This window comes from Streptomyces luteosporeus (assembly GCF_039532865.1).
Lineage (GTDB): Bacteria > Actinomycetota > Actinomycetes > Streptomycetales > Streptomycetaceae > Streptomyces > Streptomyces luteosporeus.
The window spans coordinates 23,101-38,284 of record NZ_BAAASL010000011.1 but is presented as its reverse complement, the minus strand read 5'-3'; the positions used below and the strand labels follow the sequence as shown (position 1 = coordinate 38,284).

Below are 15,184 nucleotides of genomic sequence, written 5' to 3'. Positions count from 1 at the left end.
CGGGCGGCGGCCGGTTTAGGTTGGCGGACATGAACGAGCTGCGGGCCTGGCGGGACGCAACGGTGACCGTGGTCGCCGGACTGGCCGTCATGGTCGTGGTGGCCGCGCTCGGCCTGTGGGCCGCGGGCGCCGCCGGGCTGCCCGGCGGCGCGTTCCCGTCCGTGGTGGCCGCCGCCGTGGTCGCCGCGGTCGGCGGCAGCGTGGAACTGTCGGGCGCGGCCGGCGCGCTGGGCCGTACGGGTGCCGGACTGGCCGCCGTACCGCTGTCGGTGACCCTGGCCGGGGCCCTCACCGTCGCCCGGCTCTTCCTGCGCCCGCTGCGGCACCGGGCGGTGGCCGGGGGCGGCGAGCTGCTCGCGCGGGTCGCCCGCACGGCGGTGCTGTGGCTGCTCGGCCTGCTGGGCGTGGCGCTGGCCGCGCGGCACAGCTTCCGCATCAGCATCGGCGAGGAGTTCCTCGACGAACTGGGCGACCTGCTGGGCGTGACGCCCACGGTCGGCTTCCGCGCGGCCGTCGGCCCGACGCTGGGGTTCGGCCTGCTGTGGCTGCTGGTGCTGCTGGCCGTCGCGGTGGCGGTCTCGCGCGGCACGCCGCTGCCCACGCGGCTGGTGCGGCTGCAGGAGTCCTTCCGCCCGGCGGCGTTCGCGATGGTGGCGGTGCTGCTGGCGTACGTCCTGCTGGGGCTGCTGATCGGGGTCGTCGTCGCTTTCACCCGCGGGCACCCGGCCGAGACGTTCGCGGTCCTGCTGCTGGGCCTGCCCAACCTCGCGTGGATGGCACTGGGCGTGGGGCTGGGCGGGGCGTGGGAGGGCCATGTGCCGGACGCGATCGGCCTGCCGATGCCGCAGGCGCTGGCGGCCGTGCTGCGCGAGGGCGGGGACGGCGCACCGGCGACGGTGGACGTCGCCTCCCTGGCCCGGCACGACGGCCGCGCCTGGCTGCTGGTCGTGGTGGCCGCGGTCGCCGTGATCGCGGCGGGCCTGGTCACGGCCGCCCGTAGCCACGAGCGCGCGCCGGCCTGGCGGCACGGCGTGCGCCTCGCCGTGGCGCTGGCCCTGACGCTGCTGGTCGTGGGCCTGCTGACGCACGTCTCGGCGCGTTACGGGCTGTCGGTGATCGGCGTGGGCGACCTGGGGGACTTCGGCGGGGAGGTCACGCTGCGGGCGCGCCTGCCGCTGCTGGTGGGGCTGGGGTTGCTGTGGGGGTTCGTCGCGGGGTGCCTGGGCGGCCTCCTGGTGGGCCGTCGCGCCCTGCGCCGGGGGGAGGTTGCCGGACCTGACGGCGATGACCGCCGGGTGACCGGGGGATGACGGGCCGCTGCGTACATTCGCCGTCGCTGTCACCCGATGGACACCCGACGGATCGAGGACTTCCATGCATGCCGATGGCCCGGGCCCCGTGCCCGCAGACGACTCCCCGCTCGACGCCGGGCCCGCCGGGCGGCCCGGCCGCCGCCGCGTGCTGAAGGCGATCGGCGCGGGGGCCGCGGCCGTCTCCTTCGGTGCCGTGGGCACGGGAACGGCCCGCGCCGACGAGGAGCAGTTCACCGACGCCATCGTCATCGGCGCCGGCTACGCGGGCGGCACGGTCGCCCGGGAGCTGGGTGCCAAGGGCCTGACGTCGGTCGTCCTGGAGGCCCGCGACCGCATCGGCGGGCGGATCTGGACGAGCACGTGGGCCGGGGAGCAGATCGAGCTGGGCGGCCAGTGGGTCTCCCCCAGCCACCGTCTGGTCAACGCCGAGCTGGCCCGCTACCGGATCGGCATCGTGCGCGACCCCGACCCCCAGCGCGTCGCCGTCGCCCGCGGCGGCCGGCTGGAGCACGTCGCGCCCGCCGAGGCCGCGGCGCTGCTGGAGCCGCTGTGGAAGGAGTTCTACAAGGGCTCCGAGCAGTACTTCGAGCGCCCGGCCGAGCCCCTGTACCGCAAGGACCTGCTGGCGGCGGTGGACCCGCTGTCGGTGGCGGACCGGCTGCGGCAGATGAATCTCTCCCCCGCCGAGCGGGACCTGATCAGCGGCGACACCGCGGCCTACTGCGGCGGCTCCCTGCAGAACGGCTCGCTGACCGGCATGGCCCAGTGGTACCAGCTCTCCGGCGGCACCTACGACAGCTACTCCACCACCATCGGCAGCCGGCCGGCCGGCGGCATGACCGCGCTGCTGCAGGCCATGCTGCAGGACTCCGGCGCCCGGGTGCGGCTGAACTCGCCGGTCGCCAAGGTCACCCAGAGCGGCAGCCGGGTGGTCGTGGAGACCAGGGACGGCCGGCGGTACGCGGCCCGTACGGTCGTCGTGGCGACGCCGGCGAACGTCTGGCGGAACATCACCTTCGCCCCCGGCCTGCCCCCCGCGCACGCCCGGGCCACGGCCCAGGGCATCGGCCTGCCCAGCGGCACCAAGATGGTGCTGCACGTCAAGGGCGAGGTGGAGGCCATCGGCGGCACGGCGACCGAGGGGTCGCCGATCCTGATGATGGTGCCGCAGAAGCAGCTGGCGGACGGCCGCCTCATGGTGGCCTTCCCCGGCCCGCAGCTGAACGTGGCCGACCCGGTGCAGGTCCAGCAGGCCGTACGGCAGTGGATCCCCGGCGCCCAGGTGCTCGCCTCCCGGGCCATGGAGTGGGGCAAGGACCCCTTCTCCGCCGGCTCGTGGGGCCTGCGCCGCCCCGGTCAGCTGCTCGGGCTCTTCCCGCAGATCGAGCAGCCGCACGGGCGGATCCTGTTCGCCGGTGCGGACATCGCCCAGGGCTGGCACGGCGCCTACATCGAGGGCGCGGTCGAGTCGGGCAAGCGGGCGGCGCAGCAGGCCCTGCAGCTGCTGGCGTAGCGCCGCAGGGCCCCGCCCCGCCCCTGTCGGTCCCGCCCGGTCATGGCACCGGGCGGGACCTCGTCGTCGCGGCCGCTTCTTACGAAGGGGCGTTCGCGGCGGTGACGTTGACCGCGGCCCAGGCCTGGTCGACCGTCGTGTACTCGGTGCTGTCCTGGCCGTAGATGTCGGCGGCGGCCTGCAGGGTGGCCTCGCGCGCGCCGTGGAAGTCGGTCGTGGAGACCATGTAGCGGCTCAGGGCGCGGTAGAAGATCTGCTCGGCCTTGGCGCGGCCGATGCCGGTGACCGACGAGCCGTCGTAGGTCGGCGAGTCGTAGCTGAAGCCGCCGATCGTCTTGCGGCCGCTGCCCTCGGCCAGGAGGTAGAAGGCGTGCGAGGAGACGCCGGAGCCGGCGTGGACCTCGCGGTCGTAGGAGCCCTCGTCCCAGTAGTCGACCGTGCCCTCGAGCTTGTCGAGGGAGGGCTTGTCCAGGCGGCGCAGGAAGGTCTGCTGCAGGCCCAGCTTCTCGCCCATGAGGTAGTTCGGCGGGTTGGCCGGGTTGTTGGTGGCGAACTCCATGCTGCTGCCGAAGATGTCCGCGATGGACTCGTTGAGCGAGCCGGCCTCGCCGTACTGGTTGCCCTGGTCGTCGACGCGGGTGGGCTGGAAGTCGGCGGTGGCCTCGACCACGCCGTGGGTCAGCTCGTGGCCGGTGACGTCGAGGGCGACCAGCGGCTGCTTGAACGTCACGCCGTCGCCGTCGCCGTAGAGCATGCAGGCGCAGTCGGGGGACCAGAAGGCGTTGCCGACGCTGTTGCCGAAGTGGACCAGGGCGTGCGGGCCGGCACCGTCGTTCTTGATGCCGTTGCGGCCGAAGGTCTTCTTGTAGTAGTCGAAGGTGCTGGTGATGCCGTACTGGGCGTCGACGGCGGCGCTGGCGGCGTCGGACGAGGTGCCGTTGCCCCACTTGTTGTCGGCGTCGGTGAACGCCTTGCCGGTGGTGAACGACGACAGCTCGCGGCGGCCGGCGTTGCGGGTCTCGGCGTTGCCGCGGCTGGGGTCCTTCAGGGTGAAGGAGGTCTGCGCGGTCTGGGTGGTCAGCAGCGGCACGGTGCCGGCGAAGATGGCGGCACCGCTGCCGGTGGCCGGCGCGGGGAAGGCGCCCGCGGCGGGCCGGGCGGCACCGGGCGCGACGGGGGCCGCGGTCTTCGGCGCGGCCTGGGTGCCCTGGGCGCGCAGCGTGGCCTTCAGGGCCGGCGAGATGAACCCGTCGCTGAGCGGGGTCTTGCTGAGGACCTTGCCGTCGGCGGCGTCGACGAGCACGGAGTGGGCGGCGCCGGCGTCGGCGGCCGCGGGGGTGGCAACGGTCACCCGGTAGGCCAGGACGGCCTTCTCGCCGCGGGCGTCCACGACGAGTTCGGTGTGCGCGGCGGTGCCGGCGGCGCTCTTGGCGGCCTTGGCGGCGGCCTGCTCGGCGGTCACCTTCGGGGTGACGGTGGGGACGGCGGCCTTGCGGGCCTTGGCCCGGGTCACGCCCAGGTAGCGCTGCGCGGGGTCGAGGTGGACGACGAGGTCGCCGCCGACGACGGTGACGCCGCGGTAGGTCCGCTCGAAGCGGACGTGCTTCTTGCCCTCGGGGTCGGTCAGGACGTCCTTGACCTTCAGGTCCTCGCCGGCGCCCAGGCCGGCGGCCAGGGCCTTGGCCGCGGCCGCCGCCCGGGCCGCCTTGACGATCCGCGGGTCGAACGTCGCCGGGGCGGCGGCGCCCGCCGCGCCCGCCGCGGCCCGCGCCGGGGAGCCCGCCGTGGCCGGCGTCGCCTGGGCGGTCGCCGTGCCGGCCGTGGTCGCGGCCGCCGCCACGGCGACGGCGATCGCGACGGCCCGTCTGCGGGCGGTGGATATGGAGTTCGTGGGGGTTGTACGCAAGTCAGCGCCCTTTGTGATGGGGGCGGCCGGGTGTGCCGGACCGCCCGTATACGCGCGGTGCCGGCACTGCAGCACCACGGGAACCTGTGGGTCCCGTGGATGACCTTGCAGGCATTGGCATGCCCATGAAAAGAGCGAGGGGCGCAAATGACCGAACAGTTGATCCAGTCTTTACACAGCCCCAACCCCCCGTTACGGGACGGAAACGTCCCGTGATCCCGCGGGTGAGGACGGGTCAAACCCCCGCGAGGTTGCCCGGGTTGGGCGACTGACCACTATGTGAGACGACCGGGTGGGACGCGGGCCGCCGGACGCCGCCGGCGACGGCGGCACTCGGGCAACGGCTCTCAGCCGGTCCACTCGCCGCCCGGCAGCCGCCGGCCGCTCGCGCGCAACCGCCGCGCCACCGGCTCCGCCGCCAGGTACACCCAGCAGGCCACCGGCCCGCCGCCGGCCACGCGCACCTCCCGCACCACGCGCACGTACAGGCTCTGCGGATCGCCCGGCCGGTACTCCTCCAGCGCGTCGAGTGCGGCCAGCACCCGCGCGTACGCCTCCGGCGCGAGCGTGATCAGCTCGCCGCGCACCCCGGCGGCGCCCTCCTCGGCGACCGCGTACGGATAGCCCGGCCCCTCGTACAGCACCGCGCCCGGCAGGCGCGCGGGCACCTCCGCGACCGTACGGCCGCGCAGCAGCAGGGCGTGGTTGCACCGGCCGGGCCGCAGCGTCCCGTACACGAACACCGGCAGCCGGCCGGCCGCATCCTGTGCCGTCACCGGCGCCTCCCCCTCACGTCCTCGAGCGTCCGGCCCCGCCCGCGCCGCCGGAAGGCGGTCCGCGGCCGTCGGCCGTAACCTATAGGTATGGCAGAGCGGCCGGTCGTGCCCTCGGCCTCCTCCGCCCCGGAGCTCATCCTCGAGGCCGATGGCGGCTCCCAGGTGATGAGCCCGAGCCGGAGCTACCACGTGGGGCGCGACCCGTCCAGCGACGTCGTGCTGCGGGACGCCCGCGTCTCCTGGCACCACGCCGTCCTGCGCCCGGTGGGCGACCACTGGACGCTGGAGGACTGCGGCAGCACCAACGGCACCTACACCGAGGGCCGCCGCGTCTCCACCTTCGACGTCGCCCCCGGCAGCGTCGTGCGCTTCGGCAACCCCGCGGACGGCCCCGCCGCCGTCGTCACCGCCGTGCGCCCGCGCGCCAGCGACCGGCCCTCGGCCGTCTCGCAGCCGCAGAGCACCGGCACCTTCCGCCGCCCCACCTCCGTACGCCCCCTGCCCACGCGCACCGTGCGCATCGGGCGGGCCGCCGACAACGACTTCGTCGTCGACGACCTGACCGTCTCCCGCTACCACGCGCAGCTGCGCGCCCTGCCCGGCGGCGAGCACGAGATCGTGGACGTCGGCAGCCACAACGGCACCTACCTCAACGGCACGCGCGTCCAGCACGCCCCCGTCCTGCCCGGCGACATCATCGGCATCGGCCACTCGGCGTTCTGCCTGGTCGGCGACGAGCTGCAGGAGTTCGTCGACACCGGCGAGGTCTCCTTGGACGTCCAGCAGCTGTCCGTCAGCGTCGACGAGGGCCGCAAGACCCTGCTGGACGACGTCTCCTTCCCCGTGGGCGCCAAGTCCCTGCTGGCCGTGGTCGGCCCCAGCGGCGCCGGCAAGTCCACCCTGCTCAACGCGCTCACCGGGCTGCGCCCGGCCGACCGCGGCACCGTCCTGTACGACGGCCGCGACCTGTACCGCGACTACGCCGAGCTGCGCTCGCGCATCGGCCTGGTGCCGCAGGACGACATCCTGCACGCCCAGCTGACCGTGCGCCGCGCCCTGCGCTACGCCGCCGAACTGCGCTTCCCCGGCGACACCGCCCGCGGCGAGCGCGAGGCGCGCGTCGAGGAGGTCATCGCCGAACTCGGCCTCGAACAGCGCGCCGGCCAGGCCATCCACAGCCTCTCCGGCGGCCAGCGCAAACGCGTCAGCGTCGCCCTGGAGCTGCTGACCAAGCCCTCGCTGCTCTTCCTCGACGAGCCCACCTCCGGCCTCGACCCGGGCATGGACCGCTCGGTGATGACCATGCTGCGCGAGCTCGCCGACGACGGGCGCACCGTCATCGTCGTCACCCACAGCGTGCTGAGCCTGGACGTCTGCGACCGGCTGCTGGTGCTCGCCCCCGGCGGGCGCACGGCCTTCTACGGGCCGCCCGGCGACACCCTCGGCTTCTTCGGCTTCGCGCAGTGGCCGCAGGCCTTCGAGGCGTTCGAGAACCAGCGCGAGCGCGACTGGGCCGGGGAGTTCCGCGCCTCGCCGCTGCACCGCCAGTACATCGCGAGCGCCACCGAACGGCCCCGGCCGCTCGTCGGCGGCGCGCCCGCCGCCGAGCCCCTGCAGCCGGTCAAGGCCCAGAGCTGGGGCGCCCAGCTGTGGACGCTGATGCGCCGCTACGTCCGGGCGCTGAGCTCCGACCGCACCTTCCTCGCCATCATGATCGCCCTGCCGATCCTGACCGGCGCCATGGCCCGGCTGTCCGCGGGCGTGCGCTTCGCCTCCGCCGACAAGGCCAACACGGTGCTGCTCATCCTGTGCGTGGGCGGCGTGCTGACCGGCGCGGCCAACTCGGTGCGCGAGCTGGTCAAGGAACGGGTGATCTACCAGCGCGAGCGCGCCGTCGGCCTGTCCAGATCCGCGTACGTGATGTCCAAGATCGTGGTCCTGGGCCTGATCACCGTCGCGCAGGCGGTCGTGCTGTCGGTGGTGGGCCTGGGCGGGGTGGACACCCGCGCACCCGGCGGCAAGGGCGTCTTCGCCCCGCCCCTGGTGGAGATGACGCTCGCCGTGGCGCTGCTGTCGTTCACCTCCATGCTGCTGGGCCTGGTGGTCTCGGCGCTCGTGCGCCGCGAGGAGGTCACCATGCCGCTGCTGGTGCTCATCACCTTGGTGCAGGTCGTCTTCTGCGGCGGCATGATCGACGTCAACGGCCGCCTGGTGTTCGAGCAGCTGGCCTGGTTCGTGCCCTCGCGATGGGCCCTGGCGGCCATGAGCGCGACCGTCGACTTCACCCACATCCCGCCCGCCACCGGGCAGCTGCCGCCGCCCGGCGGCGAGAACGCCGACCCCCTCTTCAGCCACGACGCGGGCACCTGGGCGCTCGACATGGGGATGCTGGTGGTCCTCTCCCTCCTCATGGCCTTCCTGGTCGGACGCCTGCTGCGCCGCCACGAGCCGGAGGTCATGCGCAAGTGACCGGGCCGCGAGCGACCGGGCAGGGAGGCCGACCGTGAACGCGGCCGCGTTCCCGTACGGCTCGGTGGGCGCCCAGGGCCAGGAGGTCCCCGGATTCCTGCCCACCCACGTGGTGCCGCCCGGCGGGCTGTCCACCTGGGCCGCACCCGACGCCGTCGTCCCCACCGAACCCCTCGACCCCCTGCTGCCCGTCCAGCTGCTCGACCGGCGCGGCGACTGGGGACAGGTGCTGTGCTCCAACGGCTGGTCGGCATGGGTCGACGCCCGGCTCCTGGTCGCCCTGCCGCAGGACCCGCCCCCGGCGGGCGGCGCGCTCACCCGTACCGCCGACGCGCGGCGGCTGCTGCAGCAGGTGCAGGAAGCACTGGAGCACTACCGGCGGGCCGTGGAGGACCTGGCCACCGGGCGCACGGACGGCGAGACGTTCCGGACGACGACCCAGGGCCTGCGCATCGGCGTCGTCCTCGACGGCGACGCGATGTGGCTGTACGACGCCGAACGCGACAACTGGGGCTACTGCGAGGGCACCTCGCTGACCGGCATCGCCGGCCGGGAACGCTCCCCCCGCCCCTCCTCCATGCCGCACGCGCCCTCCGTACCGCCCGAGGCCACCCGCCTGGACACCGGGCCACCCGGCGCCCCGCCGCCCACCCGGCTCGACGACGGCACCGGGCGACCGCCGCACGGACCCGGCGGTGAGCGCTGATGGGCGCCCCGGACGACCGCGACGGCGACCGCCTGCCGCGGCCGGACGCCTCGCTGGGCGCCGGGCCCGGCGGGCTCATCGGCCGCCAGATCGCCGGCTACCGCGTGGAGAGCGAGATCGGGCGCGGCGGCATGGCCGTGGTCTACCGCGCCCGCGACCTGCGCCTCGGGCGCACCGTCGCCCTCAAGCTCCTCGCCCCCGAACTCGCCCGCAACGACACCTTCCGCCAGCGCTTCGCCCACGAGTCCCGGGTCGCCGCCGCCATCGACCACCCGCACATCGTGCCGGTCTTCGAGGCCGGGGAGGTCGAGGGCGTCCTGTACATCGCCATGCGCTACGTGCCCGGCCAGGACCTGCGCGCCCTCCTCGACCGCGAGGGGCCCCTGCCGCTGACCACCGCCTCGCGCATCGCCGGACAGGTCGCCTCCGCCCTCGACGCCGCCCACGCCCACGACCTCGTGCACCGGGACGTCAAACCCGGCAACATCCTCGTGGCCGAGGGCACCGACAGCGAGCACCCCGAGCACGTCTACCTCACCGACTTCGGCCTGACGAAGAAGTCGCTGTCCCTGACCGGCTACACGCGCGTCGGGCAGTTCGTCGGCACGCTGGACTACGTCGCACCCGAGCAGATCTCCGGCAAACCGGTCGACGGGCGGTGCGACGTCTACAGCCTGGCCTGCGTCGTCTTCGAAACGCTCACCGGGGCGCCGCCGTTCCGCCGCGAGGACGACATGGCACTGCTGTGGGCCCACCAGAACGAGCCGCCGCCGCGGCTGACGGAGTACGTGCCGGAGCTGCCGGCGGGGGTCGACGACGTCCTGGCCCAGGCACTGGCGAAATCGCCGGACGACCGCTTCGACAGCTGCCTGCGCTTCGTGACGGCGCTGCGGCGGGCAGGCGGCGCGCCCCCGGCGAAGCCGGTGGCGCCGGAGGCGCCGGAGCCCGTACGGGCGCCTCCGATGTGGGCAGCACCGGTGTTCCCGGAACTGTGACGGACACCGGGCGCAGCCCGGTCCCGTACGTCACCGGATGGTGAACGGCAACTCCTGGGAGAAGAACGACGTCTGCGTCGTGCCCACGGAGACGCCCGCGTCCGCCGACTTCACGTCCCGCGGTGCGCCCCGGTTGACGGCGATCCTCAGCCGGTACGTCGCCGTCGCCCCCGGCGTCAGCGTCTTCGCGCCGCTCTCGGGCCGCAGGCCCGCGCTCATGCCCGGGTCGCAGCCCGTCGCGACGAGCGGCACCGTCTCCCAGCCCCGTCCCGTCCGGTACTGACGCAGGGTCATGTCCTTGGGGGCCAGGGCGTGCCCGGTGCCGATGCCGACGGCGAAGTAGGAGGCGGCCAGGGCCGGGTACGCGCGGTCGGTGGTGTTCTTCACCGTCACGGTGACCTCGCGGCCCGTCCCGCCGCGCTGCAGCGTGGCGCCGCGCTGCCAGCCGGTCAGGACGACCTGGGGCCGGGTGGTAGTGGCGGTGCGGGCGGGGGCGCGGTAGGTGTGGCCGCGGCCGTCGGAGACGGAGGCGGCGACGGTCACGGTGCCGGGCCGGTCGAGGTCCTGCAGGCGCAGGGCGACGGTGTGCGGCTGCCGGGGGCCGGCCGTGGTGGCCGTCACGGGGAAGGTGAAGACGCCGTGGGTGGGCCGGCTGCCGCCGCCCGGCTTCGTGTCGAGGTCGACCCAGCGGTGGGTGGCCGTGTCGTAGCGCTGCACCGTCAGGGAGTCGGTGCTGAAGCCCTTGCTGTCGACGTCCAGGCGCACGGTGCCGCCCTTGGCGACGGGGGTGCGCAGGGTGACGCCGGAGGAGGACCACAGGCCGATGGGGAGCTGGCCGGGCAGGCTGTAGGAGATCTTGTCGGTGGCGGTGCCGGTCGCGGCGGGGGCGGGCGTCTCGCCCGCGAGGGGCGCGGTGGCGGCCTCGGCGGCGGCGCGCAGGGCGCTCGCGCTGTCGCCGCCGCAGGTCGGGCCCGCCGGGGCGGCGGCCGCCTGTCCGGGGGCAGTGGCGCCCACGGCGAGCGCCAGCCCGACCGCGAGCGCCGCCGCGCCTGTGGTCATGGCCCGGCGCCCTGCCGGTGCGCCGTGCCGCTGTGCGGGCTGTCGTGGCATTGTCCGCGTCATGTACCGCCCCCGCGTGGTGGGTTGTCTGTGCGGGCGCACGTGCGTGCGCCTCCGGCCTGTCAGAGGGCCTTCCCCACCCGATGGTTCCCCAAGCGGAACGGAATCGGTCTCAGTTCTCGCGCACTGCTCGGGCCCCGCGGAGATAAACCGCCCACGTGAGTGCCAGGCAGAGCACGTACAGGACGAGGAACGCCGTGTACGCCTGTTCTCCGGTGCCGTGGGCGAGGAAGGCCTGGCGGAAGGCGAGGTTGATCAGGACGCCGCCGAGGGCGCCGACGGCGCCGGCGATGCCCATGAGGGCGTTGGCGTGCAGGTGGGCGCGCGGTCCGGGCCGGTCCCGGTAGATGCCGGGGATCATCTTGTACGTCGATCCGTTGCCGGCGCCGCTGAGGACGAAGAGCAGCACGAAGCCGGTGAGGAAGAGCGGCAGCGAGCCGTCGCGGGAGGCGAGCAGGACGAGGCAGGTGCTCCCGGCCATGGCGAGGAAGGCGCAGAAGGTGACGCGGGCGCCGCCGAGCCGGTCGGCCAGGGCGCCGCCGACGGGCCTGGCCAGGGAGCCGAGCAGGGGTCCGAGGAAGGTCAGGCAGGCGGCGCGGACGGGGGTGGGGAAGTCGTGGGGGAACTGCACGAGCAGCACCTGTCCGAAGGCGAAGCCGAAGCCGATGAACGAGCCGAAGGTGCCGATGTAGAGCGTGGAGACGGCCCAAGCGTGGGGGTCGCGGGCCACCTCGCGCAGCGGGCTGCCCGGGGGCCGGGAGCGGGGCAGGTCGTCCATGCGCAGGGCGGCGGCGAGGGCGGCCAGGACGACCAGGGGGACGTAGAGCAGCGGCACCAGGCGGGGGTGGGAGGCGCCGGCGGTGGTCAGGACCAGCAGTCCGGCGAGCTGGACGACGGGGACGCCGAGGTTGCCGCCGCCGGCGTTGATGCCCAGGGCCCGCCCCTTGAGGCGTTGCGGGTAGAAGGCGTTGATGTTGGCCATGGAGGAGGCGAAGTTGCCGCCGCCGACGCCGGCCGCGGCCGCGAGCAGGAGCAGGGTGGCCGGGGAGACGCCGGGCCGCAGGAGCCAGCCGGTGAGCACCGTGGGCACCAGGAGCGCCAGGGCGCTGACGACGGTCCACCGGCGTCCGCCGAAGAGGGACACGGCGACGGTGTAGGGCAGGCGCAGCAGGGCGCCGACGAGGGTGGGCACGGCGGTGAGCAGGAACTTGCCGGCCGGGTCGATGCCGTACTCGGGCCCGAGGAAGAGGACGAGGACGGACCACATGCTCCACACCGAGAAGCCGATGTGTTCGCACAGGACCGAGTACACGAGGTTGCGGCGGGCGACGCGGGCGCCGGTGGCGTCCCAGAACGCCGGGTCCTCGGGGCGCCAGTCGGCGAGGGGGCGGGTGGGGCCGGTGGTGGCGGCCGGGCGGGTGTGCCCGACCGCGGGGAGAGAGGGGTTCGCGGTCATTCCCTCACGCTAGGAAGGGGCGGTTTCCCGCGAATGTGCTCCGGCGCTCGCCCGTGCTACGTCTTGCGCACAGGCTCGTGCCCGGGGTGTGAGGCGGACCGGCCACACGGGCAGGGCCGCGCCGGGCTCGTCCAGGCAGGCACCCGAGCGCAGGTCGAAGGCCTGCTTGTACATCGGCGAGATCACCACAGGTGCGCCGTCGCGGCTGCCGAGCAGTCCGCGGGAGATGACGTGGGCGCCGCTGAACGGGTCGCGGTTGCCGACGGCGTACACGGCCCCGCCGCGGTCGCGGAAGAGCGCCACCTGGCGGCCGGCGAGAAGGACGGCGACGCCGCGGCCGGTCTCGAGCGTCTCGTACGGGCAGGCCGGCAGCCACTGGTCGCCGGTGCGGATCTCCACGACGCCGCGTGTCACGCGCCCACCGCCTCGGGGGCGGGCACCGGGCGGATCTGGCCGCGCTCGGGCGTGAAGCGGATGGCGGGGTCGGGGGTGCCGGGGGCGTTGGCGAAGGACACGAAGCGGCGCAGCCGTTCGGGGTCGGCGAGGGTGGCGCGCCATTCGTCCTCGTAGGTGCGCACGTGGGCGGCCATGAGGGCGTCGAGGTCGGCGCAGATGCCGAGGCTGTCGTCGACGACGACGGCCCGCAGGTGCTCCAGGCCGCCGTCCATGCGCTCGATCCAGGCGGAGGTGCGCTCCAGGCGGTCGGCGGTGCGGATGTAGAACATCAGGAAGCGGTCGATGGTGCGCACGAGGGTGTCGTGGTCGACGTCGGTCAGCAGCAGGTCGGCGTGGCGGGGGGTGGTGCCGCCGTTGCCGCCGACGTAGAGGTTCCAGCCGGCGGAGGTGGCGATGACGCCGAAGTCCTTGCCGCGGGCCTCGGCGCATTCGCGGGCGCAGCCGCTGACGGCTGCCTTGATCTTGTGCGGGGAGCGCAGGCCGCGGTAGCGCAGTTCGAGCTCGATGGCGAGGGCGACGGAGTCCTGGACGCCGTAGCGGCACCACGTCTGCCCGACGCAGGACTTCACGGTGCGCAGGGCCTTGCCGTAGGCGTGCCCGGATTCGAAGCCGGCGTCGACCAGGCGGCGCCAGATGAGGGGGAGCTGGTCGACGGTGGCGCCGAACATGTCGATGCGCTGGCCTCCGGTGATCTTCGTGTAGAGGCCGAAGTCGCGGGCGATCTCGCCGATGGTGATCAGTCCCTCGGGGGTGATCTCGCCGCCGGGGACGCGGGGGACGACGGAATAGGAGCCGTTGCGCTGGAGGTTGGCGAGGAAGTGGTCGTTGGTGTCCTGCAGGGCGGCCTGTTCGCCGTCGAGGATGTGCACGGGGGCGCCGATGGCCGGGGCGAGGGAGGCGAGGATCGAGGCGACGACGGGCTTGCACACCTCGCAGCCCTCGCCGGTGCCGTGCTCGTCGACGAGCCGGCTGAAGGTGGTGATGCCCTTGGCGCGGACGATCTCGTACAGCTCGGCGCGGGTGTGGGTGAAGTGCTCGCACAGGCCGCGGGCGACCTCGGTGCCCAGCGCGGTGAGCTCCTCGGCGACGATGGTGCCGAGCGCTCCCACGCACGATCCGCAGCCGGTGCCGGCGCGGGTGCACTTCTTGACAGCGGCCACGTCACTGCAGCCGGAGGCGGTGACGGCGGCGCGCACGGCGGCCTTGGTGACGTTGTGGCAGGAGCAGATCACGGCCTCGTCGGGCAGGGCGACCGGACCGGCCTCGCCGGCGGTGGCCGCGGAGGCGGGCAGCACCAGCCGTTCGGGGGGCGCGGTCAGGACGGTGCGGGCGGCGGCCAGGGGCCGCAGGGTGTCGTACGCCGTGGTGTCGCCGACGAGGACGCCGCCGAGGAGGGCGCCGTCGGGGGCGACGACGAGCTTGCGGTAGACGCCGGCGCGGCTGTCGGCGTACAGGACGTCGAGGGCGCCCTCGGTCGTGCCGTGGGCGTCGCCGAAGCTGGCCACGTCGACGCCCAGGAGCTTGAGCTTGGTGGAGGTGTCGGCGCCGGTGAACTCGCGGGCGTCGCCGGCGAGGGCGGCCGCGGCGGTCTCGGCCATGGCGTAGCCGGGGCCGACCAGGCCGTAGACGCGGCCGTCGGCGGCCAGGGCGCATTCGCCGACGGCCCACACGTGCGCGTCGGCGGTGCGGCAGCGGGCGTCGACGACGATGCCGCCGCGTTCGCCGACGGGCAGGGCGCTGTCGCGGGCCAGGTGGTCGCGGGGGCGGATGCCGGCGGAGAAGACGACGAGGTCGGCGGCGAGGGTGCGGCCGTCGGAGAGGGCGAGTGCCGCGACCTCGCCGTCTTCACCGGCCTCGACGGCGCCGGCGGCGGCGTCGGTGTGGACGGTGACGCCGAGGTCCTCGATCCTGCGGCGCAGGGCGGTGCCGCCGCCGTCGTCGACCTGGACGGCCATCAGGCGGGGGGCGAACTCCACGACGTGGGTGTCCAGCCCGAGGGCCTTGAGCGCCCCGGCCGCCTCCAGGCCGAGCAGTCCGCCGCCGACGACGACGCCGGTGCGGGCGCCGGCCGCCCGTTCGCGGATGGCCTGGACGTCCTCCAGGGTGCGGTAGACGAAGCAGCCGGGCAGGTCGCGGCCGGGGATGGGCGGGACGAACGGCCGGGAGCCGGTGGCGAGGACCAGCTCGTCGTAGGGCAGGACGTGCCCGGAGGCGGTGGTGACCGTGCGGGCCGCGCGGTCGAGCGCGACGGCGGCGTCGGCCAGGCGCAGGTCGATGTCGTGCTCCTCGGCGAAGCCGGCCGGCCACAGCGACAGTTCCTCGGCGGTGGTGCCGGAGAACCAGGAGGTCAGGTGCACCCGGTCGTAGGCGGGGCGCGGTTCCTCGGCGAGGACGGTGATCCGCCACTTGCCGGGGGCGCGTTCGGTCAGCGCCTCCAGGAAGCGCTGGCCGGCCATGCCGTGGCCGACGAGCACC

At 74.6% G+C, this 15,184-nt stretch carries 11 protein-coding genes; 5 read left to right on the top strand and 6 right to left on the bottom strand.

From position 1 onward, the window contains the following. Positions 1 to 29 precede the first annotated feature (29 nt). The gene (locus tag ABD361_RS16360; RefSeq protein WP_344436033.1) at positions 30 to 1,310 is read left to right on the top strand and encodes a streptophobe family protein; all 1,281 of its coding nucleotides are present in this window, start codon (positions 30 to 32) and stop codon (positions 1,308 to 1,310) included. Positions 1,311 to 1,398: 88 nt separating this feature from the next. Continuing rightward, positions 1,399 to 2,826: a flavin monoamine oxidase family protein gene (locus tag ABD361_RS16355; RefSeq protein WP_344436032.1), complete on the top strand. Its 1,428-nt coding sequence runs from the start codon at positions 1,399 to 1,401 to the stop codon at positions 2,824 to 2,826. Between the two features lie 79 nt (positions 2,827 to 2,905). Here ABD361_RS16355 and ABD361_RS16350 read toward each other — a convergent pair whose 3' ends face one another. Both ABD361_RS16350 and ABD361_RS16345 read right to left on the bottom strand, forming a co-directional pair. Next, entirely contained in the window at positions 2,906 to 4,732 is a 1,827-nt protein-coding gene (locus tag ABD361_RS16350; protein ID WP_344436031.1) for a M4 family metallopeptidase, read from the bottom strand. Positions 4,733 to 5,079: 347 nt separating this feature from the next. Next, entirely contained in the window at positions 5,080 to 5,508 is a 429-nt protein-coding gene (locus tag ABD361_RS16345; protein ID WP_344436030.1) for a gamma-glutamylcyclotransferase family protein, read from the bottom strand. A gap of 87 nt (positions 5,509 to 5,595) precedes the next feature. Here ABD361_RS16345 and ABD361_RS16340 point away from each other — a divergent pair, with 87 nt between their 5' ends. From ABD361_RS16340 to ABD361_RS16330, 3 genes are read left to right on the top strand one after another with little or no spacing between them, the layout of a single operon-like run. After that, a complete protein-coding gene (locus tag ABD361_RS16340; RefSeq protein ID WP_344436029.1) occupies positions 5,596 to 7,977 on the top strand; it encodes an FHA domain-containing protein in 2,382 nt (793 codons plus the stop codon). A gap of 34 nt (positions 7,978 to 8,011) precedes the next feature. Then, a complete protein-coding gene (locus ABD361_RS16335; protein WP_344436028.1) occupies positions 8,012 to 8,683 on the top strand; it encodes an SH3 domain-containing protein in 672 nt (223 codons plus the stop codon). Next, complete coding sequence (locus tag ABD361_RS16330) at positions 8,683 to 9,678, top strand: serine/threonine-protein kinase (protein ID WP_344436026.1); 996 nt, start codon at positions 8,683 to 8,685, stop codon at positions 9,676 to 9,678. The genes ABD361_RS16335 and ABD361_RS16330 overlap by 1 nt, the downstream gene beginning before the upstream one ends. Before the next feature lie 30 nt (positions 9,679 to 9,708). Here the strand turns inward: ABD361_RS16330 and ABD361_RS16325 are convergent, their stop codons facing one another. The 4 genes from ABD361_RS16325 to nirB form a co-directional block, all read right to left on the bottom strand. Then, entirely contained in the window at positions 9,709 to 10,737 is a 1,029-nt protein-coding gene (locus ABD361_RS16325; protein ID WP_344436025.1) for a hypothetical protein, read from the bottom strand. Between the two features lie 172 nt (positions 10,738 to 10,909). Continuing rightward, entirely contained in the window at positions 10,910 to 12,253 is a 1,344-nt protein-coding gene (locus ABD361_RS16320; protein ID WP_344436024.1) for a nitrate/nitrite transporter, read from the bottom strand. A gap of 9 nt (positions 12,254 to 12,262) precedes the next feature. Next, positions 12,263 to 12,667 carry a nitrite reductase small subunit NirD gene (gene nirD, locus ABD361_RS16315; RefSeq protein WP_425583226.1) on the bottom strand — a complete coding sequence of 135 codons (405 nt, stop codon included), beginning with the start codon at positions 12,665 to 12,667 and terminating at the stop codon, positions 12,263 to 12,265. Beyond that, on the bottom strand, positions 12,664 to 15,165 hold the full coding sequence (gene nirB / locus ABD361_RS16310) for a nitrite reductase large subunit NirB (RefSeq protein ID WP_344436199.1): 2,502 nt from the start codon (positions 15,163 to 15,165) through the stop codon (positions 12,664 to 12,666). The genes nirD and nirB overlap by 4 nt, the downstream gene beginning before the upstream one ends. Between the last annotated feature and the right edge of the window lie 19 nt (positions 15,166 to 15,184).

What these genes read in the sequence shown, in the direction of transcription:
- ABD361_RS16360 (WP_344436033.1), top strand. Translation starts at nt 30, where the DNA reads ATGAACGAGCTGCGGGCCTGGCGGGACGCAACGGTGACCGTGGTCGCC.
- ABD361_RS16320 (WP_344436024.1), bottom strand. Translation starts at nt 12,253, where the DNA reads ATGACCGCGAACCCCTCTCTCCCCGCGGTCGGGCACACCCGCCCGGCC.
- ABD361_RS16330 (WP_344436026.1), top strand. Translation starts at nt 8,683, where the DNA reads ATGGGCGCCCCGGACGACCGCGACGGCGACCGCCTGCCGCGGCCGGAC.
- ABD361_RS16340 (WP_344436029.1), top strand. Translation starts at nt 5,596, where the DNA reads ATGGCAGAGCGGCCGGTCGTGCCCTCGGCCTCCTCCGCCCCGGAGCTC.
- nirB (WP_344436199.1), bottom strand. Translation starts at nt 15,165, where the DNA reads ATGGCCGGCCAGCGCTTCCTGGAGGCGCTGACCGAACGCGCCCCCGGC.
- ABD361_RS16325 (WP_344436025.1), bottom strand. Translation starts at nt 10,737, where the DNA reads ATGACCACAGGCGCGGCGGCGCTCGCGGTCGGGCTGGCGCTCGCCGTG.